The sequence below is a fragment of the Streptomyces argenteolus genome (genome assembly GCF_042902585.1).
Classification (GTDB): Bacteria; Actinomycetota; Actinomycetes; order Streptomycetales; family Streptomycetaceae; genus Streptomyces; species Streptomyces argenteolus.
The window spans coordinates 42,873-68,433 of record NZ_JBIBEG010000007.1; the positions used below are offsets into that span (position 1 = coordinate 42,873).

At 72.2% G+C, this 25,561-nt stretch carries 29 protein-coding genes; 16 read left to right on the plus strand and 13 right to left on the minus strand.

Going from position 1 to position 25,561, the window contains the following annotated elements:
* Positions 1 to 27: 27 nt before the first annotated feature.
* The 3 genes from ACFY8O_RS23760 to ACFY8O_RS23770 form a co-directional block, all read right to left on the minus strand.
* On the minus strand, positions 28 to 1,317 hold the full coding sequence (locus ACFY8O_RS23760; RefSeq protein WP_387905462.1) for a cytochrome P450: 1,290 nt from the start codon (positions 1,315 to 1,317) through the stop codon (positions 28 to 30).
* Between the two features lie 244 nt (positions 1,318 to 1,561).
* Positions 1,562 to 2,254, minus strand: coding sequence for a hypothetical protein (locus ACFY8O_RS23765; RefSeq protein ID WP_387905465.1), 693 nt, complete (start codon positions 2,252 to 2,254; stop codon positions 1,562 to 1,564).
* Between the two features lie 97 nt (positions 2,255 to 2,351).
* Complete coding sequence (locus ACFY8O_RS23770) at positions 2,352 to 2,978, minus strand: proteophosphoglycan 5 (protein ID WP_387905467.1); 627 nt, start codon at positions 2,976 to 2,978, stop codon at positions 2,352 to 2,354.
* 103 nt (positions 2,979 to 3,081) lie between these two features.
* On the opposite strand from ACFY8O_RS23770, the gene ACFY8O_RS23775 reads away from it, so the two are divergent.
* Together ACFY8O_RS23775 and ACFY8O_RS23780 are read left to right on the plus strand one after the other, a co-directional pair.
* A complete protein-coding gene (locus ACFY8O_RS23775) occupies positions 3,082 to 3,348 on the plus strand; it encodes a hypothetical protein (RefSeq protein ID WP_145811861.1) in 267 nt (88 codons plus the stop codon).
* A gap of 55 nt (positions 3,349 to 3,403) precedes the next feature.
* Complete coding sequence (locus ACFY8O_RS23780; protein ID WP_387905470.1) at positions 3,404 to 4,309, plus strand: hypothetical protein; 906 nt, start codon at positions 3,404 to 3,406, stop codon at positions 4,307 to 4,309.
* 120 nt (positions 4,310 to 4,429) lie between these two features.
* Here ACFY8O_RS23780 and ACFY8O_RS23785 read toward each other — a convergent pair whose 3' ends face one another.
* Together ACFY8O_RS23785 and ACFY8O_RS23790 are read right to left on the minus strand one after the other, a co-directional pair.
* Entirely contained in the window at positions 4,430 to 4,882 is a 453-nt protein-coding gene (locus ACFY8O_RS23785) for a hypothetical protein (RefSeq protein WP_387905472.1), read from the minus strand.
* Between the two features lie 32 nt (positions 4,883 to 4,914).
* The gene (locus ACFY8O_RS23790) at positions 4,915 to 5,295 is read right to left on the minus strand and encodes a hypothetical protein (RefSeq protein ID WP_145811858.1); all 381 of its coding nucleotides are present in this window, start codon (positions 5,293 to 5,295) and stop codon (positions 4,915 to 4,917) included.
* A 197-nt stretch (positions 5,296 to 5,492) separates the two neighbouring features.
* Between ACFY8O_RS23790 and ACFY8O_RS23795 the strand changes: the two genes are divergently transcribed.
* Positions 5,493 to 6,149 (plus strand): YceI family protein, encoded by a 657-nt coding sequence (locus ACFY8O_RS23795; RefSeq protein WP_145811857.1) that lies wholly within the window; start codon positions 5,493 to 5,495, stop codon positions 6,147 to 6,149.
* Between the two features lie 167 nt (positions 6,150 to 6,316).
* A complete protein-coding gene (locus ACFY8O_RS23800; RefSeq protein ID WP_387905476.1) occupies positions 6,317 to 6,823 on the plus strand; it encodes a DinB family protein in 507 nt (168 codons plus the stop codon).
* A 16-nt stretch (positions 6,824 to 6,839) separates the two neighbouring features.
* Here ACFY8O_RS23800 and ACFY8O_RS23805 read toward each other — a convergent pair whose 3' ends face one another.
* A complete protein-coding gene (locus ACFY8O_RS23805) occupies positions 6,840 to 8,159 on the minus strand; it encodes an aminotransferase class I/II-fold pyridoxal phosphate-dependent enzyme (protein ID WP_387905478.1) in 1,320 nt (439 codons plus the stop codon).
* A gap of 46 nt (positions 8,160 to 8,205) precedes the next feature.
* On the opposite strand from ACFY8O_RS23805, the gene ACFY8O_RS23810 reads away from it, so the two are divergent.
* The 3 genes from ACFY8O_RS23810 (at position 8,206) to ACFY8O_RS23820 (ending at position 10,476) form a co-directional block, all read left to right on the plus strand.
* A complete protein-coding gene (locus ACFY8O_RS23810) occupies positions 8,206 to 9,540 on the plus strand; it encodes an MFS transporter (protein ID WP_387905481.1) in 1,335 nt (444 codons plus the stop codon).
* A gap of 49 nt (positions 9,541 to 9,589) precedes the next feature.
* Positions 9,590 to 9,982, plus strand: a complete 393-nt coding sequence (locus ACFY8O_RS23815) for a helix-turn-helix domain-containing protein (protein ID WP_387905483.1) — start codon at positions 9,590 to 9,592, stop codon at positions 9,980 to 9,982.
* 83 nt (positions 9,983 to 10,065) lie between these two features.
* Complete coding sequence (locus tag ACFY8O_RS23820) at positions 10,066 to 10,476, plus strand: VOC family protein (RefSeq protein WP_387905486.1); 411 nt, start codon at positions 10,066 to 10,068, stop codon at positions 10,474 to 10,476.
* Positions 10,477 to 10,533: 57 nt separating this feature from the next.
* Here ACFY8O_RS23820 and ACFY8O_RS23825 read toward each other — a convergent pair whose 3' ends face one another.
* The gene (locus ACFY8O_RS23825) at positions 10,534 to 10,896 is read right to left on the minus strand and encodes a hypothetical protein (protein WP_387905489.1); all 363 of its coding nucleotides are present in this window, start codon (positions 10,894 to 10,896) and stop codon (positions 10,534 to 10,536) included.
* A 211-nt stretch (positions 10,897 to 11,107) separates the two neighbouring features.
* On the opposite strand from ACFY8O_RS23825, the gene ACFY8O_RS23830 reads away from it, so the two are divergent.
* Positions 11,108 to 11,908: an SAM-dependent methyltransferase gene (locus ACFY8O_RS23830; protein ID WP_145811847.1), complete on the plus strand. Its 801-nt coding sequence runs from the start codon at positions 11,108 to 11,110 to the stop codon at positions 11,906 to 11,908.
* 31 nt (positions 11,909 to 11,939) lie between these two features.
* On the opposite strand, the gene ACFY8O_RS23835 is transcribed toward ACFY8O_RS23830, so the two are convergent.
* Together ACFY8O_RS23835 and ACFY8O_RS23840 are read right to left on the minus strand one after the other, a co-directional pair.
* Positions 11,940 to 12,959, minus strand: coding sequence for an alpha/beta fold hydrolase (locus ACFY8O_RS23835; RefSeq protein WP_145811846.1), 1,020 nt, complete (start codon positions 12,957 to 12,959; stop codon positions 11,940 to 11,942).
* Between the two features lie 349 nt (positions 12,960 to 13,308).
* Positions 13,309 to 14,136: an SAM-dependent methyltransferase gene (locus ACFY8O_RS23840; RefSeq protein WP_387906085.1), complete on the minus strand. Its 828-nt coding sequence runs from the start codon at positions 14,134 to 14,136 to the stop codon at positions 13,309 to 13,311.
* A gap of 208 nt (positions 14,137 to 14,344) precedes the next feature.
* Between ACFY8O_RS23840 and ACFY8O_RS23845 the strand changes: the two genes are divergently transcribed.
* Both ACFY8O_RS23845 and ACFY8O_RS23850 read left to right on the plus strand, forming a co-directional pair.
* Positions 14,345 to 14,914: a YbaK/EbsC family protein gene (locus ACFY8O_RS23845; protein ID WP_387905494.1), complete on the plus strand. Its 570-nt coding sequence runs from the start codon at positions 14,345 to 14,347 to the stop codon at positions 14,912 to 14,914.
* 160 nt (positions 14,915 to 15,074) lie between these two features.
* Positions 15,075 to 15,551, plus strand: a complete 477-nt coding sequence (locus ACFY8O_RS23850; protein WP_387905496.1) for a hemerythrin domain-containing protein — start codon at positions 15,075 to 15,077, stop codon at positions 15,549 to 15,551.
* Between the two features lie 96 nt (positions 15,552 to 15,647).
* On the opposite strand, the gene ACFY8O_RS23855 is transcribed toward ACFY8O_RS23850, so the two are convergent.
* Positions 15,648 to 17,195, minus strand: coding sequence for a hypothetical protein (locus ACFY8O_RS23855; RefSeq protein WP_387905499.1), 1,548 nt, complete (start codon positions 17,193 to 17,195; stop codon positions 15,648 to 15,650).
* A gap of 256 nt (positions 17,196 to 17,451) precedes the next feature.
* Here ACFY8O_RS23855 and ACFY8O_RS23860 point away from each other — a divergent pair, with 256 nt between their 5' ends.
* Positions 17,452 to 17,931: a hypothetical protein gene (locus ACFY8O_RS23860; RefSeq protein ID WP_387905501.1), complete on the plus strand. Its 480-nt coding sequence runs from the start codon at positions 17,452 to 17,454 to the stop codon at positions 17,929 to 17,931.
* Between the two features lie 31 nt (positions 17,932 to 17,962).
* On the opposite strand, the gene ACFY8O_RS23865 is transcribed toward ACFY8O_RS23860, so the two are convergent.
* Positions 17,963 to 18,457 carry an anthrone oxygenase family protein gene (locus tag ACFY8O_RS23865; RefSeq protein ID WP_145811839.1) on the minus strand — a complete coding sequence of 165 codons (495 nt, stop codon included), beginning with the start codon at positions 18,455 to 18,457 and terminating at the stop codon, positions 17,963 to 17,965.
* Positions 18,458 to 18,954: 497 nt separating this feature from the next.
* Here ACFY8O_RS23865 and ACFY8O_RS23870 point away from each other — a divergent pair, with 497 nt between their 5' ends.
* Positions 18,955 to 19,833, plus strand: coding sequence for a septum formation family protein (locus ACFY8O_RS23870; protein WP_145811837.1), 879 nt, complete (start codon positions 18,955 to 18,957; stop codon positions 19,831 to 19,833).
* Between the two features lie 100 nt (positions 19,834 to 19,933).
* On the opposite strand, the gene ACFY8O_RS23875 is transcribed toward ACFY8O_RS23870, so the two are convergent.
* Positions 19,934 to 20,380, minus strand: a complete 447-nt coding sequence (locus ACFY8O_RS23875; protein ID WP_387905504.1) for an ATP-binding protein — start codon at positions 20,378 to 20,380, stop codon at positions 19,934 to 19,936.
* A gap of 242 nt (positions 20,381 to 20,622) precedes the next feature.
* Between ACFY8O_RS23875 and ACFY8O_RS23880 the strand changes: the two genes are divergently transcribed.
* The 4 genes from ACFY8O_RS23880 (at position 20,623) to ACFY8O_RS23895 (ending at position 24,754) form a co-directional block, all read left to right on the plus strand.
* Positions 20,623 to 21,474: a helix-turn-helix domain-containing protein gene (locus ACFY8O_RS23880; protein WP_387906088.1), complete on the plus strand. Its 852-nt coding sequence runs from the start codon at positions 20,623 to 20,625 to the stop codon at positions 21,472 to 21,474.
* The gene (locus tag ACFY8O_RS23885) at positions 21,471 to 21,677 is read left to right on the plus strand and encodes a DUF397 domain-containing protein (protein WP_145811832.1); all 207 of its coding nucleotides are present in this window, start codon (positions 21,471 to 21,473) and stop codon (positions 21,675 to 21,677) included. Before ACFY8O_RS23880 ends, ACFY8O_RS23885 begins: the two co-directional genes overlap by 4 nt.
* A 184-nt stretch (positions 21,678 to 21,861) precedes the next feature.
* Positions 21,862 to 23,859: an N-6 DNA methylase gene (locus ACFY8O_RS23890; RefSeq protein ID WP_387905506.1), complete on the plus strand. Its 1,998-nt coding sequence runs from the start codon at positions 21,862 to 21,864 to the stop codon at positions 23,857 to 23,859.
* A 55-nt stretch (positions 23,860 to 23,914) separates the two neighbouring features.
* Positions 23,915 to 24,754: an N-formylglutamate amidohydrolase gene (locus ACFY8O_RS23895; RefSeq protein WP_387906090.1), complete on the plus strand. Its 840-nt coding sequence runs from the start codon at positions 23,915 to 23,917 to the stop codon at positions 24,752 to 24,754.
* Between the two features lie 34 nt (positions 24,755 to 24,788).
* Here ACFY8O_RS23895 and ACFY8O_RS23900 read toward each other — a convergent pair whose 3' ends face one another.
* Positions 24,789 to 25,223, minus strand: coding sequence for a VOC family protein (locus ACFY8O_RS23900; protein ID WP_145811826.1), 435 nt, complete (start codon positions 25,221 to 25,223; stop codon positions 24,789 to 24,791).
* Between the last annotated feature and the right edge of the window lie 338 nt (positions 25,224 to 25,561).

A 25,561-nucleotide genomic window follows, 5' to 3' on the forward strand; every position in this document is an offset into this window, starting at 1 on the left:
CGACGACCACCGTCGCGTACGGGCACTTCACAGCGGGTCTCCTGTCGTGTGTACGGGGGCGAACCGGACGGGCAGTGCGTTCATGCCGCGCAGGAAGGCGGACGGCCTGCGTACGAGGTCCTGTGCGGGGACGGCGAGTTCGAGGTCGGGCAACCGGTCGAGGAGCACCTCGATCCCGGTGCGGGCCATGGTCTCCGCGATCTCCTGCGCCGGGAAGGGGCAGCGGTACTCGCCGTGGCTGAACGCCAGGTGCGCCCCGTTGCCCGGGTGGCGTCCGGTGCGGCCCGTCCCCATCTCCTGGCGTACGAGCGGGTCGGTGTTGGCCGCGCCGAGGCCGAGCAGGACCATGTCCCCGGCGCGGATGTCCCGCCCGCCGAGCCGGGTGTCGCGCACGGCCCAGCGGCCGGCGAGGATCTGGGTCGGGCTCTCCTCCCAGAGCACCTCGTTCATCGCCTCCCCGACGCTGCGCCGGCCGCCCACGAGGGACTCGGCGAACTCGTCCTCGGTCAGCATCAGGCGCAGGGAGTTGCTGATCCAGTCGGCGGTGGTGAGGTGCCCTGCCGCGGTGATCGCCATCAGGTCGAGGGCGTACTCCTCGTCGGTGAAGGGCTCCGGGTCGGCGAGCATCCTGGAGGTGACGTCGTCCCCGGGCGTGGCCCGCTTCGCCTCCACCAGCCGCCGCATGTGCGCGCCGAAGCGCCCGTACGCCTCCTGCGCCCCGGGGCCTCCGTCGGCCAGGTCCTTCAGGACGCGGGCGATGTCCCTGCCCTCCTCGTCGGGGAAGCCGACGAGCCGGGCGAGCACGAGCACGGGCAGCGGCTCGGCGAAGTCCGCAACGAGGTCGGCGGTCCCCCGGGCGCACACACCGTCGACGAGCCGGTCGGCCAGTTCCTCGCAGTGGCCCCGGATCTCGGTCATGTCGGCGGCCTCGAGCGCGGGCACCACGAGCGCGGAGTGCCGCCGGTGCTCGGCGCCCGCCGTGAAGTAGATGGACGGCATGGGGCGCCCGACCATGGGGAGCAGGGGCCAGTCCTCGGGGATGTGCTCCCACTGGTTCCACAGCCCGACGTCCCTGGGGAAGAGCTCACCGTCGCTGGTGACCTGGTGGAGCTCGCGGTAGCCCACGACGAGCCAGGCGGGGAAGCCCCCGGGGAGCTCGACCGGCACCACGGGCCCGTAGGAGTGCCGCATGTCCCGGTACAGGGCCTGCGGTTCGGTGTGGAAGGCGGGCCCGCTGAGCGGCACAGGGGCGGTGGCGGCGTGTGCGGGGCAGCCGCCGCCGGACGCGGGCACGGCGGATAAGAAGGGGCTCGTCATCGTACGGACTCCTGGGAGACAGCTTCACGCGTTGCGGCCATACGATCAACGCGGCCCCACTATAGGGAGGTTGGGTGAAGCTTTGGGGAGCGATCGCGACACGGGCGGCCGGATGACGACCCGCGGCGCTCCCCCGCTCCACCGGCCCGGCACCCTCCGGCCGTGCCCGGGACTGCCGGGCTCCCACCGCGAACAGCGCCAAAGCCCGAGCCCACCGTGGCCAACATCGAGCTGCCCCTCTCCGTCACCGTGGGGGAAGGGCGCTGCGCGCAGAGGATGCCGAGGGCTTCCGCTTCCGGACCGGCATGGCCCGGACGGTCATCAACAGGCCGGCGTTCAGGACGACTTCCGCGGCGTTTCCGAGCGGGGGCACCGTTGCGGCCGCCCCGGAGACGGCCACCATCACGGCGGCGGCGACCGCCAGCCGGGCGAACCCGGTGGACCGCCACAGCGCGATCCCCGTGAGGAGGACGACCAGCCCTGTGACGATGGCCGGCAGCGGCCCCACGGGTGACGCCGCGTCGTTCACGTACCGCAGGGTGTCCGCCCAGCGCTCCGTACGCAACGTCAGGCCGAGGACGTCGTGCAGCACGCCCGCCGCCACCAGCAGGGCCGTGAGGCCGACGGCGGCGCCTCGCACGCCCCTGCGCCGCGCCCACGGCAGTCCCGCGCGGTCGGCGACCGACAACGACCACAGGACGAGAAGGGGAGTCAGGAGCGCGTGCGCGGCGAAGCGGGGAACACTCAGCGTCTCCAGCAGGGGCCCGGCCCCCAGCAGATCCCCCACCGCGATCACACCGTTGTCCCACACGAGTGCGGCACACACCAGGACCGGCACAACGGTCGGCAGACCTGGCACCGTACGCCGGCAGCGGGCCACGGAGACCGCCAGGCACACCTGCGCGATCGCGAGCAGGGCGAACACGGACGAGATCACTCAGGACTCCCTCGCACGACCAATGTATTTCAATAATCAAGATACTTGGTGGTTCGGGAGTGCGGTGCGGCAGGGCCGGGAGCCGGCAGGGGACCCGTCACCCTCCCTGGAACGCACGGGCCGCAGCCACGGCGGCATCCACGTCCCAGCCCGCGGGGACGACGGCGGCCACCGCGGCGGGATCGGGTGCGGCACCGGCGTCGATCAGCGCGCCGACGCTCTCCTGCGACGGTTCCGGGACGCCGGAGCCCGCCGCGCGCCGGACCACGGTCACGACGGCTTCACGGGTCCCTTCGCTGCTGAGCGCCGGCAGCCGCAGCGCCTCGAACCCGTCCTCGGCCGCGTAGTCCGCCCGCCACCACAGGCTGCCGTCGTAGCCGTACACGAAACCGAGGAAGAGCTGCTCCTCGCGCGCCCCGCGCACGGGCGGCTCCCACCAGCCGGGCGCGCCTGCCAGCAGATCCGTCTCGGGCTCCTCGAAGAAGTCGGAGGCCTCGGCGTAGAACGTCGCCGACTCGTTCCGGTCCTGCCCGAGGAGCACGGCGCGCCCCTCGTCGAGGTGGTGCAGCTCCGCCCAGCTGCCGTGCCCGTCGTCGTAGTGCCAGAGCGACCCGAGTGCCCGGCACCGCTCACCGTGCCCGGCGGCGGCCTGCACGGCGGCGAGTGCCGCCCACGGCCCTCGCATCGCCTTCGGGTCGGGAAGATCGAGCTGCACCAGGGTCACGTCGGCTCCTCACACCGGGCGATGGACGGTCAGCACATCGGGTGCCCGGAAATCCACGGTGCATCGGTGTCTCATCGCCGCCACAGGGGGTACGGAGGTGAGCATGGCTCTCGTGAAGCGTGTTGCTCTTGCTCCTCGTGCGGTGCGGCAGCTGCGGCGCGTCCGCTCGGTGTACCTGGCGGGGACCCTTCTCTCCGTCCTCGGCCTGCTCTCCCTCGACGATCCGGCGGCAGGCGGCCGGCAGGCGGCGATCGCGGGCATCTTCCTGGCCGTGTTCGCCGCTCTTCTCACCCTGACCGCAGTGCAGTTGTGGCGCCATGGACGGACCGAGCACTGCAGTACGGCGAAGAAACTCACCCCACTCGCCTGACGCTCCGCCCCTACGGCCGTGTCCTGCGCCGAGTGCCGGTATACGCTGCTGGATCATGCGCATATCAGCACGCACACCGGTCACCGGCGCCGCCGTTCTCGCCACCGCTCTCCTTCTCGCGGCCACCGGCTGCTCGTCCGGTTCGGACGAGGGCGACGGCGGGTCCGAGCTGCTCACCGGTCTGGGGTCCCTCTCCGCCGAGGCCGACGAGAAGCAGGTGTCCTTCGTCGACGCCGACGAGGTGCGCAAGCTGAGCGAGGACGATCCGAAACGCTTCGCCTCCGTGTCGCAGCCGAGCAGTCCTCTGCTGAATCCGTACCAGCCCGGTCTGCTGGGGAAGCAGTTCAAGGTCTCCCAGATCGACACCGCGGTCGACACCGACCAGGCCGGCCACTGGAGGGGTTCGTTCGACGTGCCGGCGATGACCGCGGCGCTGAAGGCGAGCGGCTACGAGCAGGGCGAGCGGGACGGCGAGGAGGTCTGGTCGCACCCCGAGGGCAGCGGGGTGACGCTCCAGGTCTCGGACGACGAGGTCTCGTACGGGGCCGGGGAGTCCGACCCCATGTCGGCCGTGAGCCCGGAGGAGGGTTCCTCGCTGGCCGACGACAAGGAGTTCGAGCGCGCCGCCGAGTGCCTGGGGGACGTCTACCGCGCGGACTTCAACCGGTCCAGCTCCCCCGACCCGGTGCTTCTGGCCGCCCTGGGCCAGCGGGCGAAGACCGCCGACGAGAACACCGAGGTGCTGTGCTTCGTCGTCGAGGACGACGCGACGGCCAAGAAGCTGGCGGCCGATCTGCGGACGGTGGTCAGCGACGAGTCACCGAAGTTCGACGGGACGAAGGTGACCGTGGAGAAGGGCGACCGGCCCGTGGTGCGGGCCGTGGTCCCGGACACCGCCGAACAGCGGCCGGGCCGGCTGATCCTCACCGACATGGAGCTGTGGGCGGCAGCCGCCCGCTGACGTCCGCGTGTCCTCCCGGTGGGCGCCGGCGCGGTGCCCGCCTGCACCGGGAGGACAGGCGGACCCCCTGGGCTGCGGCGCGGCCCCTGCGCCCGGCATCACCGGCAGATCAGCCGTCTCTCATGGCCCGCACCGCGGGTTGAGGGCCCAGACGTAGAGGGCGTTCGCCTCCTGGTTGAGGAGGAAGTGCGGCGCTCCTTCGGCGGCGTCGTCCTCCAGAGCGAGGTTGCGGGTCCAGCCGTGCGCCGCGTCCAGGCCGGGAGCCAGCTCCGGAGGGACAGGGACTCCGGACGGATCGGGCTCCCAAACCCCCGTGGCACGCAGCCTCGCCGCTTCCCCCTGGACGAGCCGGACGACGCCTTCCAGCTGGTGATCGGTGGGTCCGGGCGCTCTCCCCTGTACGCCCAGCGGCCGGACGCGCCAGCGGACCTTCTCCGGTTCGGCCGGTAGCTCCACGCACGTCGCCAGCAGGGCGGCGTCGGTGCGCACCTCGGCGGGCGCGGTTGCCGCTCCTGTCCGCGCCGGCGACCCGCTCTCCCCGCAGCCGGCCAGCGTCGCCACGAGGAGCACCACCGCCCCTGCGCACCTCCATGCGCCCCGGAGCATCAGAGACGGCCCAGCTCGGCGGCGAGGTCCGGATCACGCATGCCGGGAAAGGCGTAACCCTCGGTCTCGTCCCACGGGACGTCGAGGTCGTCCATGTGCACCTGCCAGCGGGCTCCCGGCAGTGCGCGGCGCAACTCGCTGACCGAGCCCAGCACATGGTCGAGCACCGGCAGCACCTTGTCGGTGTCCAGCGGCAGTTTGGTGGACCCGGCGACCACCTCGTCCGGCCGGCCGGCGTCGCGCGCGTAGAGGTACAGGCTTTCCTGGTCCTCGTACGGGAAGGCCGCCCTGTGGGCGGCGACGATCCGCTCGACAGCGGCCGTCTCGGCATCTGTCGGCGGGGTGGCCCTGCTCGCACGGTAGTAGAGGGAGACGCTCATGGTCCGAGCGTACCGAGGGGGTACGACAGAGCCCTCCGGGAGAACCCCGCGCACCACGGCCCCACATCCGCGGCCTCGCACGCTCGGCTACCACCGGGGCTTCGCCGGGAGGTCACCTTGTGAAGGTCCGACCACGAATGGTCGGGTTCCTTGATCATCTCTTGCGGGCGTCACTTACCCCAGAGTAACTAACTGTCATGAACCTCTTCAGCCGCAGCTCCTTGCTCCGACGCCCGGAATCCCCCGCGCAGGAGCCGACCGCCGCTCCGGTGGCCACAGGTGCTGCCGCCTCGCTCGACCCGCGGATGGCGGCCCTCACCGGGGAGTGGATGATCGACCCGGCGCACAGCAGGATCGGCTTCTCGGTGCGGCACGCGATGGTGACGACGGTGCGCGGCGCCTTCCTGGAGTACGAGAGCCGTCTCTACTTCGACGGACGCGACCCGTCCCGGTCCCGCGCCGAGATCTCGCTGGTCACCGCCAGCGTCGACACGGGCGTGGAGCAGCGCGACGCCCATGTGATCGGCCGTGACTTCCTGGATGCCAGGAACCACCCCCGGATCGTCTTCGTCAGCGGCACCGTGCAGCTCGTCGGCAAGGACGTCTACCGCATGCACGGCGACCTCACCATCCGTGGCATCACCCGTCCGGTGACCCTGGATCTCACCTACATCGGTTACGTGACCGACCCGTTCGGCTACGAGCGGGTCGGTTTCGACGGGACGACCACCATCAACCGCTCCGACTGGGGGCTGACGTACAACGCCCGGCTGGCCGAGGGCGGGGCCATGGTGAGTGAGCGGCTCCGCCTCCAGTTCGACATCGCCGCCATCCGCACCCCCTCCGCCGCCTGACGGCCACCGCTCGGGCCGAGGGCCGCTTCCGGGCCCGGGCCGCCGTCACGTGATCCACCGTCCAGGGCCCGTCCGCCGGACCACGTGGGGCGGCCGGCGGCGGGTGAGGCCGGGCCCCTCGTGAAATGCCTCGACACCGGTCGCGGTGATCGGGGATGCTTCGCGCGATGACCAGAATGAACGACACGCCGCCCGCCTGGGACGAACGCACCCAGCTCACCACGTTCCTCGACTACGCACGCGACACCGCCCGCGCCAAGTGTGACGGCGTCTCCGCGGAGAACGCCCGCAAGGCGCTCCTGCCGGGCTCGCCGTTGATGACCATGAGCGGAGTGATCAACCACCTCCGCTGGGTCGAGTACTACTGGTTCCAGGTGATCTTCCTCGGCGAGGAGGACCGGGCTCCCATGACGGACGAGGACCCCGACCGCGAAATGCGGATCGCCGTCGACTTCGCGCTCCCGCAGTTGCTCGACGAGTACGCCGGACAGAGCGCCCGCTACCGTGAACTGGTCGCCGGGAACGACCTGGACAAGCGGTCCGAGGGAACCATCCGGGGCGGCCTCCACGTCGACCTGCGCTGGATCCTCCTCCACCTCACCGAGGAGACAGCCCGTCACAACGGGCACCTGGACATCCTCCGGGAGCTGCTCGACGGCACGACCGGCGCGTAGAGCCCGGCGAGACGCCCTAACCCCCGTACACCGCCTGTGAGTCGACGAGGATCTCGGCGAAGTCCCGTGCCAGTACGGACGCTTCCGCCGGGGTGAGGGTGGCGGTGGTGACCCGCACCCCCGGTGGGGTCGCGATGCGGAAGCGGGTCCCCGCCGCCGTCCACCAGCCCCGGGTGCGCAGCCCGTTGACGACGGCGGACTCGTCCCGGACGGGCACCCAGACGTTGAGGCCGCTCACCCCGTGGGCCGCGATGCCGTGCTCACCCAGCGCCGCGCACAGGGCCTCGCGGCGGGCGGCGTAGGTACGGGCCGCTTCGGCGACCAGCCGGGTGACCGACCGATCGGTCAACAGGTCCTCCACGGTGGCCTGGAGGATGTGACTCACCCACCCGGAGGTCAGCAGCAGGCGCCCGTCGTGCCGTGCCAGGGTGGCGGGGTCACAGGCGAGAGCGGCCCACCGCAGGTCGATGCCGAGGTGCTTGGACACCGTCCGCACCTGGGCCCACCGGGGCAGCCCTCCGGAGACGAGGGTCACCGCCTCCGCGCCGGCGATCTCCGCGTTGTGATCGTCCTCCACGACGAGTACGTCGGGGAACTCGCGCAGTACGGCCAGGAGTTCGTCGCGCCGGGCCGGAGTGAAGCGTCCGCCGAACGGGCTCTGTCCGCGCGGACTGCACACCAGAGCTTTGGTCCCGGTCCGCAGCGCGGTGCGCAGCGCCTCGGGGCGGATGCCCTCGTCGTCCACCGCCACCGGCAGCATGCGCAGACCGAGCGCGGGCACCAGGTCGAGCAGGTGGTGGAAGCCGGGGTCCTCCACCGCGACGGAGTCGCCGGGCCTCAGCTCGGTGGACAGCAGCCGGCCGATGCAGTCCAGCGCCCCGTGCGCGAAGGTCACCGAACCGGTCGGCACCCCGTCCCGCGCGAACCAGTCACGGGCCGCGTCCTCCAGCGCCGCGAGCCTCGGGGACGCACGGTGCGACCCGGGCACGGGGGCGACGCGTGCGGGCGGGCTCAGCACCGGGAGACAGGCGGGATCGGGGTGGCCGCCGGCCAGGTCCCGCAACCCCGTGGGCACACGGGGAGGGCGCCGTGAGGTGACGGCGGGCACCGACGCCACCACCGTGCCGCCCCGCCCCAGCGTCACCACCACGCCACGCCCGCGCAGCTCCTTGTAGGCCGACGCGACCGTACCGGCACTGACCCCCAGCTCCTCCGCGAGCCTCCGCACCGGGGGCAGCGAGGATCCCGGCCGGAGAGTGCCGTCGGCCACCCGGCTCTCCACCGACGCGGAAATCTCCCTGGCCGTACCACCGGCGATGCCATATTGTTCTGCCACAGAGCAAAGTTTGTACCGATACAAAGAAGATGTCAAGGGGGGGCTGATGGGGTCCACATCGAGCCGTGTCCCGTTCGTACGGCGGCTCGCCGTGCCGGGCGGCCGGGACGGCAGGCGCATGCTGGTGGTCGCGGTCGTCGACAAGGTGGGCACCGGCCTGTGGAGCGGGGCCGCGACGCTCTACTTCCTCTACGTCGCCCACCTGACGGTGGCCGAGATCGGCATCCTCATGGGGGTCTCCGGCATCCTCGGCATCGCCGGTCCACCGCTCGCCGGGCGGCTGGCCGACCGCTTTCCCGTCACGCGCGCCCTGGTCGTCGCCCAACTGGCCCGGGGCGCGGCGCTGCTGGCCCTGCTGACCACGCGCGACCCTGCGCTGCTGACGCTCTTCTCGGCGCTCGGCGCGCTGCCCGACCGGGCGTCGAGCGTCCTGACCAAGCTGTTCGCCGCCCGCATCGCGGGTCCGCACCGCGTCCGCTACCAGGCCGTCCAGCGCACCGCGGTGAACATCGGGTGGGCGGTCGGCGCCGCGGGGGCCGCCGCCGTGCTCACCGTGGGCACCACCGCGTCCTACCAGGCGCTCCTGGTGGCCAATGTCGCCTCCTACCTCGTCATCGCGCTCCTGACCCTGCGTTGCGCCGAGCCGCCCGCGCCCAGCCGCGTGGTCGCCGCGAAGGGCGGGCCCGTCGCGCCCGTGGGCGGGGTGACGCCCTGGCGCGACCGCCGCTACCTCGCGTTCACGGGGACGGAGATCTGGCTGTTCCTGGACGACAGCCTGCTCCAGGTGGCCTTCCCCCTCTGGATCGTCCACGCCACCGACGCGCCGGTCGGTCTGGCGCCCTTGGTCCTCGTCCTCAACAGCGTGCTGGTGATCGCGCTCCAGGTCCCTCTCTCCCGTTTCGGGGAGACACGAGAGGGCGCGCGCACACTGCTCCTGCCCGTCGGCGCCGCGTTCCTGACGGGCGGGGTGGCGCTCGCGGCCTCGGCGGGCGGCGGACCCTGGTTCGCCACCTGCGCCGTCCTCGTCGCGGCCGTCGCCTTCAGCCTCGCCGAGATCCTGCACGCCCTGTCCTCCTGGGAGCTGTCCGTCGCCCTGGCCCCCGACGAGGCGCAGGGCGCCTACCTGGGTGTGCACGGACTGGCCCAGTCGGCGCAACGGAGCCTGGGGCCGGTGGTCGCCGGAGCCGCCGTGAGCGCGGGGGCGTTCGCCTGGCCGGTGCTGGGAGCGACACTCATGGCCGTCTGCCTGGTCCAGCACCGCATCGTGAGGCCGTCGGCCGCACCGGCCAGTCCGGGCACGGCGCAGGTCCCGGACCACGACGCGCCGGGCACCGGGCCCGCGCACCAAGCCGCCACCCTGCCGCTCCCCCATGAGGCGTGAGGCACGAAGCCGCCGGGTGACGGCCCGGCCAGGGTGGCAGGATGGCACCGTGAGCCGCGCCGTGGAGGAGACCAACCGCCGTATGCTCCGGGCGCGGGACGCGATGGACCGTGCGTACGCGCAGCCGCTCGACGTGCCGGCCCTGGCCCGGATCGCCCATGTCTCCCCGGCCCACTTCGCGCGGACGTTCCGTGCCACGTTCGGCGAGACACCGCACCGCTTCCTGCAACGGCGCCGCGTCGAGCGCGCGATGGCGCTGCTGCGGGAGACCGACCGCAAGGTGACCGACATCTGCTACGAGGTGGGGTTCAACAGCCCGGGCACCTTCAGCCGGACGTTCAGCGACCTCGTCGGGACGTCCCCGAGGACGTACCGCAGGGAGACCGCCGGCGCCGCCGTACCCACCTGCTTCACGAAGGCGTGGACCCGGCCGCACGCCTGACCGCGGGCGCGCCTCGCGACCGGCCGCCCGATCGAGCAGTTCTGGACAAGTTTCCGTGGCCCCCGCTGGCTAACGTGAGGCACATGTTCACCGCCATCACGCACTCACAGATCTACGTCCTCGACCAGGACCAGGCCCTCGACTTCTACGTCGGCACGCTCGGCCTGGAGGTCGGCGCCGATGTCGACATGGGCTTCATGCGCTGGCTCACCGTCAACGTCCCCGGCCACCCCGACCGCCAGGTCCTGCTGGAGAAGCCGGGCCCTCCGGCGATGTCCGAGGAGACGGCCGCACAGGTGCGCGACCTTCTGACGAAGGGCGCGCTGGGCGCCGCGCTCATCCTCACCACCGACGACTGCCGTGCGACGTACGAGACCCTGCGGGCCCGGGGCGTGGAGTTCACCGACGAGCCGACGGAGCGCCCGTACGGCATCGACTGCGGCCTGCGCGACCCCTTCGGCAACCACCTACGGTTCACCCAGCTGAAGGGCTGAGCAATCGTCCCCTGCCGTCCCCCGCGTCCGGCAGGGGACGGCAGCCGGGCGCGCGGGTCAGCCGGTGTGCGCGTCCGGCCGGGCCAGTGCGACCGCCAGTGGCAGCCCCTCGCGTGCGGCAGCGATGCGTCGCGCTCGCACGTCGGCGCGTGTCCGGGGACGGTAACCGGGCTCCTTGGCGCACCCGCAGGCGGACCGCCCCTCGTACCGCAGCCCCGCCCCCAGGACCACGGCCACCACCGACCAGCCGCGGAGATCGCGCCTGCGCGGCGGGGCGAAGTCGTGCCCCGCACTGACGAGGGGGCGCGCACAGGTGGGGCACGGGTGCACCCGGCTTCGATCGGCGTGCCGCTTGAAGCTGAGGCGGCACGGGACGCACACGTGGTGCACCTTGTAGGACGCCACGGCGTAGACACACATGGGCCCAGCGTACGGAGCGAACCGGCCACCTGCCACCTGCCTCCCCGGGCGGTCACGGAGCGGCATCGCGCGGGCGCGGCACAGGAGTTCGCCACGTCAGGCGGCGTGCCGCGCACCTCCGCCGGGGCCGACGGCCCTCACTGGATCACCGAGGTACCGTGGCCGAACACAAGGCCGATCCGGCTGTCTTGGTCGCACGAGGTGACGAACGATGAACGAGTACGCGCTGCCCACCCCCCATCCCACCGCCGCCCACCCTGCCCGCGTCTACAACGTCTGGCTGGGCGGTAAGGACCACTACCCCGTGGACCAGGAGGCGGCCGAGCTCGCCGCCGGGGCCAACCCGACCATCGTGCCGTCGGTCCGGGCCAACCGGGCCTTCCTCGGCCGGGCGGTGCGTCATCTCGCCTCCGAGGGAATCCGTCAGTTCCTCGACATCGGTACGGGGATCCCCGCCGCCGAGAACACCCACGAGGTGGCCCAGCAGGCAGCACCGGAATCGCGAGTCGTGTACGTGGACAACGACCCGATCGTGCTCACCCACGCCCGGGCGCTGCTGGTCAGCGGCCCCGAAGGCCAGACCGACTACGTACAGGCCGACGCGCGGGACGTGGACACGATCCTCGACGCGGCGTCCCGCACCCTGGACCTGAGCCGTCCGGTCGGGCTCATGCTGGTGGCGATCCTGCAGTACATCAAGGACGCCGAGGACCCGTGGGACATCACCCGGCGCCTGCTGGACCGCCTCGCCCCCGGCAGCTTCCTCGTCCTGTCGCATCCGGCCGCCGACGTCACCGCCCCCGAGGTCGCCGAGTCCATGCGGATCTACAACGAGCGTGCCGCGAGCCACGCGTCGGCGACCCCGCGCACGCAGAAGGAGGTGGCACGCTTCCTGGACGGTCTGGAGGTCCTGGAGCCGGGCGTGGTCACCCTGACACGCTGGCGGCCGGCCCCCGCGGACACGCCGGACGACACCCTGCCCATGTGGTGTGCCGTGGCCCGGAAGGCGTGACGCGAGCGGGAGGCGCCGGCCGTATTCGCCCTCACGTGGCGCTGCGCTCGCTCGCCTCCCGCAGGCCCCGGTCCACCGCCCGCTCGAAGGCCGGGTCGGGCGTTCCCCGCGCGCTGCCCGGACGCCCGGCCCGGAGGAGTTCGCGCCAGCGTTCCTGGCTCCAGTCGGCGGGCGCCGTGCTGCTCATGAAGTCCTCGACCAGGTCCCGGAAGCGTGTGGGATCGGTGTGGAAGGGGAAGTGCCCGGCACCCTCGAAGATCTCCAGACGGCTGTTGGGCATCGCCGCGTGGGCGCCGTAGGCGTGGTGGACGGGGACGACGCTGTCCCGTGAGCCCCACAGCAGGAGGGTGGGCATCCCCTGGGCCAGATAGCAGCGGTCCAGCATCGTGACGACCTGGCCACGCCAGTCGACCACCGCGCGCAGGGTGCTGATGAAGGCGCTGCGCGAGGTGGAGTCGGGGAGGGCGTCCACGAGGTCGAGCAGTTCGTCCGCGTCCTGGCCGAGATCGGTGTCGAGCAGTTTGATCAGCCGGGTGAAGAGGCCGACCTGGCTGCGCATCCCGGGCAGGCGCAGCATGGACAGCATCAGGTCGGCACCAGGGAGGGACACCGCCCGCAGTACGGGGTTGACCTCCCGGCCGACGCCGCCCGCGCTCACCAGGATCAGCCGGTCGGTCCGCTCGGGGAACTGGTAGGCGAACTGCATGGCCACACCGCCGCCGAGCGAGTGCCCCACCAGGGTGGCGCGCTCGATGCCGAGGACGCCCAGCAGATCCCTGATGCCGTTCGCGTAGGCGGCCACCGAGTAGTCGGCCCGGGGTTTGTCCGAGGAACCGTGCCCGAGGAGGTCGGGGGCGATCACGGTGTGGTGGCGGGCCAGCTCGGGGATCAGCTCCGCCCAGGTCGCCGAGGAGTCGCCGATGCCGTGGATGAGGAGGATGGCGGGTCCCTGCCCCGCCATCCGGTACGCACGGCGGTAACCGTGGATCGTGCGGTGCGACAGCCCTGTGCCGCCTCCGGCCTGTCGTCCGCGTGCTGGTGCGCCGGCCACGGCACCGCCTCCGTCCGCTGCTCCGACGATTCCCGAGCGAGGCTAGGGAACTCCCGCGCCGAGCGGATTACCGGGGCGTTTCAGGCAGCACCCAGGTGGGCGCGGAGGCGGTCGTCCGTCGGCCCGGCATTCGTAACACGCGGGCGGCGGCCGGACCTGACGACGCGCCCTACGAGCGCCCGGGCACCCGTCTCACGTGCGGTTTCCCTCCGGCGGCACCCGCCTCACGTGCGGCTCCTTCGGCGCGGCGCCGGTGTGGCGGCGGGTGAGTGCGGCCGGCGCGGACCGCCCCGGGGATGCCACCGGGGCGGCTTCGGCTCCTCCTGCCTCCGCACGTCGCGGCCGGCTCCTATTCCTTGTAGCCGACTCCGCCGAAGGCGTCGACGTCGGCCGGGACCGTCGCGCTGTCCGCGTCAGGGTGCCACTCGCTGAGCCGGACGAATCCGGGCTCGACCCACCGCAGGCCGTCGAAGAGTGTGGCGATCTCGTCGGGCTCGCGTACGTAGTACGGAACCGCCCCGCTCTCGATGTACGCCTCCTCGGCGGCGATCATCCCTTCGCTGGTGCGGGTGCCGTCGTAGACCACGAGGTGGCTGCCGGAGGGCAGCCCCGCCATGAGCCGGCCGACGATGTCCCTGGCATGGCCGAAGTCGTCGGCGTGGCCGAGGATGCCGAGGAGCATCAGCGCCACCGGCCGGTCGAAGTCCAGCGTCTTCGCCGCTTCGGCGAGGACGGCCTGCGGGTCGTAGAGGTCGGCGTCGATGTAGTCCGTCGCCCCTTCGGGCGTGCTGGTGAGCAGGGCGCGCGCGTGCGCCAGGACCAGCGGGTCGTTGTCGACGTAGACGACGCGGGCTTCGGGAGCGAAGCTCTGGGCCACCTGGTGCGTGTTGTCCGCCGTGGGCAGCCCCGTGCCTATGTCGAGGAACTGGCGGATGCCCCGCTCCTCCACCAGGTGGCGCACCGAGCGCCGCAGGAACTGCCGTCCCGCGACGGCCACGTCGACCAGCCCGGGGAAGAACGTCCTGATCTGTTCCCCGATCTCACGGTCGACCTCGTAGTTGTCCTTGCCGCCGACGAAGTAGTTCCAGAAGCGGGCGGAGTGCGGACGCGTGGTGTCGATCCGTTCCGACAGCTGGGCATCGGCCGGAGCCCCGGACGATTGCGGGTACTCACTCATGGACGCCTCCGGATCACGGCGGACGCCGGCGGTGCCGACGACGATGGTCACAGACGCACCCAACCTACCCAGGGCGCGGGTGCGTTGACGAACACATGATCACATGGGACCACTTCGGGACGGGCGGGACACCGGGCGTCCACCCTCTATCGTCGTGACGGCAACGCATCACCCAGGCCCAGCGGTTGTACGACGAAGGATGGTCAACGTGCCCCAGCAGTTTGCGTCCGCCTCGCAGGAGTCCGCGGACGGCACCGGCGACGACGCCTATCTGCGGCTCGTGTCGCTGCTCGACGAGCACGGCGCCCGCTACCGCGTCATCGACCACGCCCCCGAGGGGCGCACCGAGGAGGTCAGCGCGCTCCGGGGACATCCGGTGTCCCAGGGAGCCAAGTGCCTGGTCGTCATGGTCAAGACCGGCAAGCGCACCAAGCGGTACTTCCTCGCCGTGGTCCCGGGGGACGCCCGGGTCGACCTCCCCGGCCTCAAGGCGCTGGCCGAGGGAAGCTATGTCTCGTTCGCCTCGGCGGACCGGGCGGAGGAGCTCTCGGGAAGCGTCAGCGGCACCATCCTCCCGTTCAGCTTCCACCCCGATCTCGAACTCGTCGTGGATCCGGGGGTGCTGGAGCACGAGGAGATCTTCTTCAACGCCGCACGGCTCGACCGCTCCCTGGCCCTGGACACGCGGGACTACCGGGATCATCTGCTGCGCGTCGGGGCGCGCGTGCAGCGGGTCGCCGTCCAGGCCCCCCGGACGGAGCCGGAACCGGCGTCGTGAGCGGAACCGGAGTCTGAGCCTCCGGCGGCGGTCACGTGGCGGGGGCCGGGACACTCCGGCCCCGCCTCCCGTTCCACCCCACGCCCACGCCCACGCCACGGTGACCGTCGGCGGAATTCACCAACCGCCCATAAGCCATCTTCCGGGCTACGGTGGGTGGATGTGCCACTACTGCGGCTGCCGCGAGACCCCGCTGATCAAGGAGTTCATCGCGGAGCACGAGTCCGTCACCGACACGGCGGGCGATGCCCTGCGCGCCCTGGACCAGGGTGACCGCGCGCTGGCCGGAGAGCTGGTCGTGCGCATGGAGCGTGAGCTGGGCGCCCATTGGCAGGGCGAGGAGGCGGGGCTCTTCGCGGTGATGAGCGGCGATCCGGAGTACGCCGGCTACATCGACGCCCTCGTACGGGAACACCGCGAGCTCGCCGCGTTCCTCGGCCGTGTCGATCTGGGCCGCACCGAGGACGTCGTACGCCTGCGAGCGGCGGTGGACGAGTTGCACCACCACATCGCCAAGGAGGAGGACGGCCTCTTCCCGGCCTCGCTCACCGCGCTGTCCGGGGACGAGTGGGACCTCTCGATGGCGGCGTGGCGGACCGCGCACCCTGACGCCCCTGGGGACCTGGGACGGCGGTGACCGCGCCTCGGCCGTGCGGCGGCGTGTCCGCCAGCCGCGTCCGGGCCGCACGGTCGGCCGGACGGCCCGGCCGCCCCCGTGACCCGGCGCACCGGGTCACGGCAGCAGATACCCCCGAAGGGCGGCCACGCCACGGCCGGTCGGCAGCGGCACGGACCGCAGCCCTTCGGCGGGTGGGCCGTCCCCCTCCAGGACCAGGACCGCCGTGGGGACGTCACGCGCGGCGGCGCGCAGGGAGGCGGGGGTCGTGCTCGCGTCGTGGCCGGAGGTCTGGCGTGAGACACAGCCCGCGTAGTACGCGACCGGGACGGCCTGTTCCCCGCTGACCACGCACGGAGGGCGCACCCCCGCCCGGTTCAGCGCCCGTGCCACGGCGGCGAAGTCCGAGGTCGTGGCATGGCTCGTGCGGATCACATGGCTGAGGACGAGGAGCTGGACGGTGAGATGAGCCGTCAGGGTCAGGGCGAGCAGGGCGAGTCCCGCCGGTCTGCGGGCGCGGCGCGCGCGGGTGACGAGGTGGGTGACGCACTCGGCGGCCGGCACGGCCAGGAGCGCGTAGGCGGGGAGGAGGAAGCGTGGCGCGGCGTATCCGACCAGGAAAAGGTAGGGCAGCGCCGTCGAGACCCCGACGACGACCGCCGCCAGTGCGGCGGCACCTCGGCCCGCCCTTCGGGCCGCGACGACCCCACCGGCCGTCAGCAGGGGCAGCGCGGCCCACCAGAGCGCCATGGCGGGGCTCTCCCAGCCGATGTCGCAGGGGCGGCACAGGGTTCGTCCGGCGAGGGCCCGCAGATGGTCGTCGACGGCGATGTTCCATCCCAGTCCGCCCTGGATCTCACCGGCCCTGTGCAGCCGGGTGGCGACGCCCCCGTAGTGGGCGTACGCCTCGGCGGCCCAGGGGGCGCAGCCCGCCACCAGCCCGGCGAGAACCGCGGCGCACAGGCCCGGCCGCCGCCGTCCGGGCAGCGCGACGGCCACCAGGGCCGTCGGCAGTGCGAGCCAGAATCCGTCGGCGGGCCGCATCAGGGCGACCAGTGCCACCGCCGCTCCGGCACCCCTCGTCTCCGCTCCGCCGGTGCCGTCGCGCAGCGCCCTCACGACCCAGCCGGTCGCGGCCAGGGCTCCCAGCGCGCACCACAGGTTGGGCATCGCCGCCGGGCCGTAGAACAGCGTCGGCCACAGGCCGGCGAACAGAGCTCCTGCCCCCACCAGGACGGGCGGGGGCAGGACCTTGCGCCAGATCCACAGGGCGGCGAACAGCCCGGCGGCCGACAGGAGAGCCAGGTAGATCCGCAGCATCGTGGTCGAGTCGGTGAACGCGGCCACGGGGGCCACCAGATAGGTGATCCCCCGGGCGCGCGGGGCGCTGAAGAAGGCGGGCGGGGCGTTGCCACCGACCTGGCTGACGTAGACCGTCTCGTCCCAGGACAGCCCCGATCCCGGTACGACGAAACAGAGTTGCACGGCGGCGAAGACCACGGCGATCCCGGCCGGCCACCGCAGCAGGACTGTTCCCCGCCCCGCCGGGTTGCGAGGGACGGACGTCCGGACGCCCGCCTGCCCGGCGGACTCCGGGACGCCGGAGCCCGGGGCCCCGGAGTCCCGGCCCTCGGATTCCGGGCGTACCCGCGGGGACACGTGCATGACCGCTCCTCACCCCGCCGCACGACAGACGGCGGCCTTGGTCAACGAGGAGAGGTTCCCGAGGTCACGCGGCCTGCCGCTCCGTACGGGCCCGGCCTGCTCCACGGCCGTGGGGTAGGGCTGTCCCCCCACTCCACTCCGGGGTCCACCCCCCAGAAAAGTAGGGGTCTGACCGCCTCGTGGGGTGGACGCGCGGGCTCCAGACTGTCAGGTGGAATCAGAACACCGTTCCGCACTCCGACCGGAGGCCCTTCCAGTGACCGCCCCAGCGCACCGGCCCGCACCGCGCACCACCCATCCGCTCGTCGCGGCCTTCGTACGCTTCGTCGTCTGCGGCGGTGGCGTGGGCCTGGCCTCCAGCGGTGCGCTGGTGCTGCTCGCCGGTCACCTTCCGCTGGTCGTCGCCAACGCGGTCGTCACCGTCGTCTCCACGGTGGTCGCGACGGAACTGCACAGCCGTGTCTCCTTCCGCAGCGACCAGCGGGGGTGGCGGGTCCATCTGCAGTCCGGGCTCACGGTCGCGGTCAGCTACGTCTTCACCACCGCGGCCCTGCTCGTGCTGCACGCCGTGCAGTCCGCCCCCTCGGCCCTGGTGGAGCAGAGCGTGTACCTGTCCGCCTCCGCGGTGGCCGGGGTCGGACGCTTCGCGTTGCTGCGGGTCGTGGTCTTCGCCCCGGCCGCGATGCCGGTGAGCGCCCAGGCACTGACCAAGCCGGCGCTCACCGTGGCGGCCTGACTGGAGGTCAGGTCGCCGTGGGGCGCGCCCCTCACGCCGCCCCGTGCAGGTGGAGCGCCCAGAGCAGGGTGCCGAGGGACAGGGTGTGCAGGACGGCGCGGACGGTGTTCCACCGGGCCCATCGGTCCTCGAACGCCGCACGCGCCTCCCCGAGACGGTCGGCGGACGCGTCCGGCGGCACCTTGTCGAGCGCCTCGTTGAGCGGGACGTTCCGCGTACCGGTGACCAGGAACGCCACCACGTACGCGGCCAGTGCCGCGATGATCCACGGCAGGGCGCCCGGACTGTGTCCCCTCGCGGCCAGGACGGTCGCCAGCACGAGCAGCGGCAGGGGCAGCAGGAAGGGCACCAGGAACCAGCCGTTGACGATGACCCGGTTGATGTTCTGCATGCTCCGCACGAAGGCGCGGTCGTCGGTGCGGGCCAGGCCCGGCATGACGGCGTACGCGAAGGCGCAGAACAGTCCGGCCATCAGGGCGGAGCCCAGGGCCGACGCGAGGAGCGCCACGGTTTGCAACGTTCTCATGTCAGGTTCCTCATCCCTTCCGCGGGACGCACGGGAGATGCCTGCGCGCGTGCGCCGCTCCCGGTGCGGTGGTGACAGCTGTGGTGGTCACGGGCTCGGCTTCCTTCGGCTCGGGCGGGTGCGGGCGCCCGGCGTTCCCGGCACGGTGCTCGGAACGCCTGTGCGCGCGCCGAGTTGGACTACGGGACCCTAGCCGCCTCGAAGCCCCCTGCGCCGACCACCGACGCGGTTCACACATGCGGAATCCCCTCCCCCAGGGGAGGCCGCCCCTGCGACCACAGCCCCGATGCCGCCATTCACTCAAGGATGTCAGTCATTGACTCAGTTCACAAGAAAATTTCACGGCGGCCCTTTTCCACCTTCTGGCTGGTCAGCGCGGGTGTGGACGATCTCCGCGCTGACCTCCGGACATGACCTGAACACAGCAATGTCGCATCCATGCCATACGATGCGCACACCTGTTCACAGATCTTCCGTTGTTTGAGGATGCCCCAGCCATGTTTCTCGGTGTCACGTCTCGCTCCGCACGCGGCATATCCGCCCTTGTAGCCCTTATCGCCGTCGGTGCGGTGGGCTGCTCCGACGCCATCGACAGCGCCACCGCCGGCGCCAAGAAGGTCGTCCGTCAGCGCTCCGTCTTCTCGCTCACCACCGGCGACTGCTACAACCCGAACAGCGGGGCGACCGAGAGCCAGGAGTTCAGCGTCGAGATCGTCCCCTGCGCGGAGGCTCACGAGGGCCAGGTCGTCGGCGAGTTCTCGATCGAGGGCGAGTCGAAGTACCCCGGCGACGAGGGCGCGTCCAAGATCGCCGACGAGCGGTGCCCGGCCGAGTCGCTGAAGTTCATCTCCGACACCTGGGCGGTTCCGGAGGGCGTCGAGCTCTTCTACTACTACCCCACGGCCGAGAGCTGGGCGACCGGCGACCGGTCCGTGAGCTGCACGTACGCCAAGGAGAACGGCACGTTCACGGACTCGCTGAAGAACGAGTCCCTGAACGACGACCAGCTCGCCTACCTCAAGGGTGCGAACGCCGTCTACGAAGCCCTGTGGGCGAACCAGCCGGAGGCGGAGCAGATCGAGGACGACCTGGCCGGCTACAAGAAGCAGGCCAAGGCCGTCTCCACGGCGCTGGACGCCCATCTCGCGAACCTCAAGGGCATCGTCAAGCCGGAGACCGTCAAGCTCACCGAGCAGCTGGAGAAGACCGCCGGTTCGTGGAAGGACGCCGCGTCGGCCGCCGACACGGACGCCTTCTACATCGCGTACGACGTGGCCTTCACCGGCATCGACCCGAACAAGACGGTCGGCGCCCGCAAGGAGCTCAAGCTCGCCACCACCGTCCCCGCCGACGACGCCGAGGTCTGGGCCGGCTGATCCGCCTCCGCCCCGCGCGGGCCGGCCGGGAACGCCGGCCGGCCCGCGCGGCTGCGTGCCCCCTCCCCCACACCTCCCTCGACCTACGGGAGGCATGGCGTCAGCTCAGCCGCACCTCCGCCCAGACGGTCTTCGTCCAGGCGTCGAGGGTCGAGCAGCCCCAGCGGTCCGCGTACGCCTCGACGAGCAACAGCCCGCGCCCGGAGTCGGCCTCCGGGCACCGCGGTCCGGCCGGGGGAACCGGTGGAAGACGTTCCGGACGGGTGTCCGTGACCTCGATCCGCACGCTTCGTGTGCGCAACCGCAGCGTCAACCGGAAGTCGCGCCCCGGCAGGCGGCCGTGCGTGATCGCGTTGGACGCGAGCTCGGCCGTGACGAGGGCGACCGCCCTGACCGCGTCCGTGTCGTAGGGGCCACCGCACCACTCGGCCACGTGCTGCACGGCCAGCGTGCGCGCGAGGCGCGCACCTCGTGGCGTGCCGCTGAGCCGGAGACTGAACCCGGCGTCGGGGAATGAGGTCTCACGTCCGTCCTCCTGTTGCTTCACGGACCTCATCCTTTGCCGCGAGAACCGCCCCGACCAGGCACGTCGCCCGTACGAGGTGGCGCGGTACGGACGGTGCCCTCCGCGCTCCGGCCCTGTTGTACGGGTCTTGTACGGGTCCTCCAGGAGTGGCGGCCGTGTCCCGGGAAACGACCCACCCGTTGAACCTCATCCCGACGGGGCGAATCGGGAATCGGCGCGGGGCGTGCGGAGGACGAGCGGTGGCGGAGAGCGGCATGACGGCGATGCGGGACCCCCGGAGCGGGCGCGCGACCAAGGCGAGGGCCCGGGAGGACGGCGAACTGCCCGGCGTGTGGGTGGCCTACGGCAGGCTCCTCCAGCACCTGCGCCGACGCGCGGGGTTGAACCAGCAGAGCCTCGGCGAGGCCATCGGTTACTCGCTGGAGCAGGTGGCCTCCGTCGAGCAGGGCCGGCGGCCCGCGAAGGAGGCGTTCACCGAGGCCGCCGACCGGGTGCTGGGCGCGTCCGGGGTCCTGTCCGTGCTGCAGGACGACGTGGACCGGGCGAAACTGCCGCAGTTCTTCCGCAACTTCGCGCTCATCGAGGCCGAGGTGGTGAGCCGGTTCTCCTACGATCCGCTGCTGGTTCCTGGGCTGTTGCAGACGGAAGCGTACGCACGGGCGGTCTTCGCGGGACATTGCCCGCCGCTGAGCGAGGAGATCGTCGACCAGCACACGGAGGCGCGGCTGAGCAGGCAGAAACTGCTGACGCGCGTGCCGTTGGCGGAGTTGTCGTTCATCGTGAGCGAGGAGGCGCTGCGCAATCCCGTGGGTGAGGCCGATGTCATGCGGGGCCAGTGGCGCCGTCTCCTGGAGGTGGGCCGGACGCGCAACGTGGAGGTACAGGTCATGCCCGCCGCATCGGGCTTCCACGCGGGCCTGAACGGGCCGTTCGTGGTGCTGGAGACGGAGGAGCACGTGCACCTCGGATACATCGAGTCGCAGGAAGTCGGTTGCCTCGTCCGGGAACCAGCTCAGGTCAGCGCGTTCGGCATGCGTTATGGCAAGCTGCGATCGCAGGCCCTGAACGGCGTGGAGTCTGCGCGGCTCATCGAACGGCTGGTGGGAGAGACATGAGCGTGGAGCGGGTACCCCGGTACACGGACGAACCGGCCTGGTTCAAGAGCAGTTACAGCGGGTCCGGTGGCGGCGACTGCGTCGAGGTCGCGGCCGGTCCCGGCGCGGTGTTCGTGCGGGACACGAAGACCGGGTGCGACGGTCCGGTGCTGAGGGTCGGACGCTCGGGATGGGCGGCGTTCGTGGCGTCGGCCGCCGGCTAGGACGACGGCCCGGCATACGGCGGAACAGCCGCCCGGGGAACGGACGGAGGGGCACGGGAAGTCCTGTGGTCCCTGCTCGATCCGCGCGCACGCCCTCATCGCGCTGTGAACAAAGTCAACGGCGTAGTAGCGTGCCCCCCACAGTGGCTTCCCTTGTCATGCCTTCCAGCACCTTGGAGATCCGATGACGTCCCCCGACGCCGTGCCGGTCAGCCTGGCCGAGATCGCACGGATCGCCGGAGTCGGCCGGGCGGCGGTGAGCAACTGGCGGCGGCGTCACGACTCCTTCCCGGCGCCGGTCGGCGGGAGCGACGTCAAACCGCAGTTCGCCCTGGCCGAGGTGGAGCAGTGGCTCAGGGACAACGGCAAGCTGAAACAGGCCGGGGGGCGCGAGCTGCTGTGGCCACGGTTCGAGACGCTGGCGGGCCGGGACGAGTCGGGCCTGGCCATCGCCGAGGCCGCCTACCGCATGCGCGGCGCGGCTCCCGGGCCGGGCGCCCCGCTCCTCTCCGCACAGGCCCGCGCGCTCGTCACCGAGACCGCTGAGATCGGTGGACGCGAAGGGCCCTCGGAGACCTTCGACTTCCTGCTCCACCGCTGGCTGGACGCCCACGTCCGCCAGATCAGTGCGACACCGCCCCGGCTCGCCTCCCTGATGGCGCGTATCGCGTGGGGCGCCCGGTCGGCACAGGGGCGGGACGGCACCCTGACGGTGTTCGACCCCGCGTGCGGCTCGGCGAACCTTCTCGCGGCAGCCGCCTCGGTGGGGAGCGGGAGCCGTTACGAACTCCTGGGCTGCGAGGCAGACGCCACGCTTGCGGCACTGGGGGCTGCGCGCCTGGAGTTCACCGGGGACGCCCGGGACGTACGGGCGAGGATCGCCACCGGTGATTCCCTGCGCGTCGACCCGTATCCGGACCTGCGCGCCGACATCGCCCTGTGCAACCCGCCGTTCAACGAGCGCGACTGGGGATACGAGGAGCTGGCGACCGACCCGCGCTGGGTCCACGGGCTCCCTCCGCGCACGGAGCCCGAACTCGCCTGGGTGCAGCACCTGCTGGCCCATCTGCGGCCCGGGGGCGCCGCCGTCGTGGTCCTCCCGCCGGCCGTGGCCTCGCGCCGCGCGGGCCGCCGTATCCGTGGTTCACTCCTCCGCCACGGCCTGCTGCGCGCCGTGGTGGCTCTGCCGCAGGGCTGTGCCCAGCCCCACAGCGTGTCGCTCCAGCTCTGGGTTCTGTGTGCGCCGGACGGCGGCTCGGGGCGTGGCGTCGCCGACGCCCTGCTGGTCGACGGTTCGCGGCACGCGAGGCCCGGCGGGCGTGGGCCGGACTGGAGGGCGACCGAGGACCTGGTGCTGTCGGCGCTGGAGAGCCTGGACCGTCCGGCAGCCGCCCTGCCGCACGGAGCGGTCCGTGTCCCGCTGCTGGATCTCCTGGACGACGACGTCGACGTGACGCCCGGCAGGTACGTGGCGGCGGGCCCCGAGGTCCTCGGAAGGGAATCGGTCGCACGCTGGAGCGAACTGGACGCCGTCCTGTCGTCCCTGCGCGAACTGGGCGCGGCTCTCGCCCCTCTGGACGCCGCGATTCCCGCCCAGGGGCGCCACTCCACGGTGACGGTCGGCGAACTGGTCAGGGCGGGCGCGGTCACCCTGAGACCGGGAACGCATCCCCCGGAGTCGGCGGAGGTCTTCCGGGACCCCCGGGAGCAGTCGGTCCCGCTGCTCACGGTGCCCGACCTCCTGCTGGACGGTTCGCCGAGCGCCTGGCTGTCCGGCGACGGGCACCCCTCGGTCGCCGAGGAGGGCGACGTGATCGTGGCGGGTGTGGTCAGGGCCTTCGACGCCTGGGTCCACCAGGGCCCGCCGGTCGCCCTGGGAGCGCAGCTCTTCGCCCTGCGCGTGGATCCGGGAAAGCTGGACGCCCACTTCCTCGCCGGGTGCCTCCGGGCTCCGGCGAACGGCCGCCATGCCGGGACCCACGCGTCGAGTTCGGCCCGCGTGGACGTACGGCGCCTCTCGGTGCTCCAGCTCCCGCTGGAGGACCAGGTCCCCTACAGCGAGACGTTCCGCCGTATCACGTCGTTCGAGCGTCACCTGTCCAGGGCGCGGTCTCTGGGTTCCGCCCTGGCCCATGACCTCAACGACCGGCTCGCCTCGGGCGGTCCGGGCGCGGTCGGCTGAGCCCGGCCGGCCCGCACGAGCCCGTCCTCCGCCCCCTCAGCCGTACAAGGACCTCCTGGTGAGACCCGAACCCCTCCCGTTCCGGCTCGTGCCCGGCGCCGCCGTGTCGCCCGTGCTGCTGCATGTTCCCCACTCCTCCCGGGTCGTGCCACAGCATGTGCGTGACGCCCTCGTGCTCGACGACGCGGCGCTCGCGGCCGAGCTCGACCACATCACCGACGCCCACACCGCCGAACTGGCGGCGCGAGCCTGCGGGACGGGAGCGGTGACCCCCTGGCGGTTCGTCAACGGACTGTCGCGGCTGGTCGTGGACCCCGAGCGCTTCCCCGACGACCGGGAGGAGATGCTGGCCGTGGGGATGGGCGCGGTCTACACACGCACCACCCACGGTGAGCCGCTCCGCGCGCCCGGGGAGGATCCCCGTCCGCTGCTCGACCGCTACTTCCACCCTTACGCACGGGCGATGACCGCGGCGGTCGACGAACGGCTGGACGCCACGGGGCGGGCGATCGTGATCGACGTCCACTCCTACCCCTCCGCGGCGCTCCCCTACGAACTGCACGGTGCCGGGCCCCGCCCTCCCGTCTGTCTGGGCACCGACGGCTTCCACACCCCGCCCGGGCTCCTGGCCCGGGCGGAGGCGGCGTTCGCCGGCTTCGGCGGAACGGGGCTGAACAGCCCCTTTCCCGGTACGTACGTCCCGCTGAAGCACTACGGGAAGGACAGGCGGGTCAGCGCGCTGATGATCGAGATCCGGCGCGACCTCTACATGACCGAGCCCGGCGGGCCGGCCGGCCCGGGGCTCGACGCGCTGGCCTCGGCTCTGGCCGCTCTGGTGGACGGCCTCACGGAGGGCGTCCGCGCGCAGGGCCCCGCCTGGGGGACCTCAGCGTGAGCGGCCTCCGCCTCGCCGGGCCGACGCGAGCGGTTCAGCGGGGCCGGGCGTAGGGCCTCGTCATGATCTCCATGTTGTGGCCGTCCGGGTCCTCGAAGTAGGCACCCCGGCCCCCGAAGAGCCGGTTGATCCGGCCCGGTTCACCGTGCCGGGGGTCCGCGTAGTAGGTGACTCCCAGCGCGACGAGCCGGGCGATCATGGTGTCGAACTGCGCGTCGGGCACGAGGAAGGCGTAGTGCTGCGGCTGCACGGGCTCGTCGCGCAGCTCGTAGTAGTCCAGGGTGACGCCGTTCCCCAGGTCGAGGGGGAGGAACGGCCCGAACGGCCGGCCCACCTCCAGGCCGAGGACGGTGGCGATGAACTCCGCCGACAGGCTTCGGTCCTTGGCGTGGACGGCGTGGTGGTCCAGGTGGACGGCATCGACCCCTTGCCGGGTCTCCTGCGCGTCCGGGTGCTGTGTGTGAGGCATGACTGACGTGTCTCCGTGTCGTGGGTGTCCGCTGGGACGGGGCGACGCACCAGGGCGCCGGCGGGAAGGGCACGACGGGACGGGCGGGGCTCGGGCCCGCCACGCGCTCACGCGTCGGCCGGGCGCCTTACTCGTACATGGCCCATGGCCGACCCGGCAGTCACGCGCGAAGCGTAGCAAGCACACGGGCCGAGAGGGGCGCGTTCGGGGCGCACGTGGGGCGCATGGGGGGCGCCTCGTACGGCAGGGTCTCCGGCGGCACGCCAGAGCGCATAACGTTCTGTGACACGTGAGTTCGAGCGATGCGGAACGGGGAATCGTTCAGTCGGCGGGGGGAG

What these genes read in the sequence shown, in the direction of transcription:
- ACFY8O_RS23760 (WP_387905462.1), bottom strand. Translation starts at nt 1,317, where the DNA reads ATGACGAGCCCCTTCTTATCCGCCGTGCCCGCGTCCGGCGGCGGCTGC.
- ACFY8O_RS23775 (WP_145811861.1), top strand. Translation starts at nt 3,082, where the DNA reads ATGGCTCTCGTGAAGCGTGTTGCTCTTGCTCCTCGTGCGGTGCGGCAG.
- ACFY8O_RS23780 (WP_387905470.1), top strand. Translation starts at nt 3,404, where the DNA reads ATGCGCATATCAGCACGCACACCGGTCACCGGCGCCGCCGTTCTCGCC.
- ACFY8O_RS23790 (WP_145811858.1), bottom strand. Translation starts at nt 5,295, where the DNA reads ATGAGCGTCTCCCTCTACTACCGTGCGAGCAGGGCCACCCCGCCGACA.
- ACFY8O_RS23795 (WP_145811857.1), top strand. Translation starts at nt 5,493, where the DNA reads ATGAACCTCTTCAGCCGCAGCTCCTTGCTCCGACGCCCGGAATCCCCC.
- ACFY8O_RS23800 (WP_387905476.1), top strand. Translation starts at nt 6,317, where the DNA reads ATGACCAGAATGAACGACACGCCGCCCGCCTGGGACGAACGCACCCAG.
- ACFY8O_RS23810 (WP_387905481.1), top strand. Translation starts at nt 8,206, where the DNA reads ATGGGGTCCACATCGAGCCGTGTCCCGTTCGTACGGCGGCTCGCCGTG.
- ACFY8O_RS23820 (WP_387905486.1), top strand. Translation starts at nt 10,066, where the DNA reads ATGTTCACCGCCATCACGCACTCACAGATCTACGTCCTCGACCAGGAC.
- ACFY8O_RS23825 (WP_387905489.1), bottom strand. Translation starts at nt 10,896, where the DNA reads ATGTGTGTCTACGCCGTGGCGTCCTACAAGGTGCACCACGTGTGCGTC.
- ACFY8O_RS23830 (WP_145811847.1), top strand. Translation starts at nt 11,108, where the DNA reads ATGAACGAGTACGCGCTGCCCACCCCCCATCCCACCGCCGCCCACCCT.
- ACFY8O_RS23840 (WP_387906085.1), bottom strand. Translation starts at nt 14,136, where the DNA reads ATGAGTGAGTACCCGCAATCGTCCGGGGCTCCGGCCGATGCCCAGCTG.
- ACFY8O_RS23850 (WP_387905496.1), top strand. Translation starts at nt 15,075, where the DNA reads ATGTGCCACTACTGCGGCTGCCGCGAGACCCCGCTGATCAAGGAGTTC.
- ACFY8O_RS23855 (WP_387905499.1), bottom strand. Translation starts at nt 17,195, where the DNA reads ATGCACGTGTCCCCGCGGGTACGCCCGGAATCCGAGGGCCGGGACTCC.
- ACFY8O_RS23865 (WP_145811839.1), bottom strand. Translation starts at nt 18,457, where the DNA reads ATGAGAACGTTGCAAACCGTGGCGCTCCTCGCGTCGGCCCTGGGCTCC.
- ACFY8O_RS23870 (WP_145811837.1), top strand. Translation starts at nt 18,955, where the DNA reads ATGTTTCTCGGTGTCACGTCTCGCTCCGCACGCGGCATATCCGCCCTT.
- ACFY8O_RS23880 (WP_387906088.1), top strand. Translation starts at nt 20,623, where the DNA reads ATGCGGGACCCCCGGAGCGGGCGCGCGACCAAGGCGAGGGCCCGGGAG.
- ACFY8O_RS23885 (WP_145811832.1), top strand. Translation starts at nt 21,471, where the DNA reads ATGAGCGTGGAGCGGGTACCCCGGTACACGGACGAACCGGCCTGGTTC.
- ACFY8O_RS23890 (WP_387905506.1), top strand. Translation starts at nt 21,862, where the DNA reads ATGACGTCCCCCGACGCCGTGCCGGTCAGCCTGGCCGAGATCGCACGG.
- ACFY8O_RS23900 (WP_145811826.1), bottom strand. Translation starts at nt 25,223, where the DNA reads ATGCCTCACACACAGCACCCGGACGCGCAGGAGACCCGGCAAGGGGTC.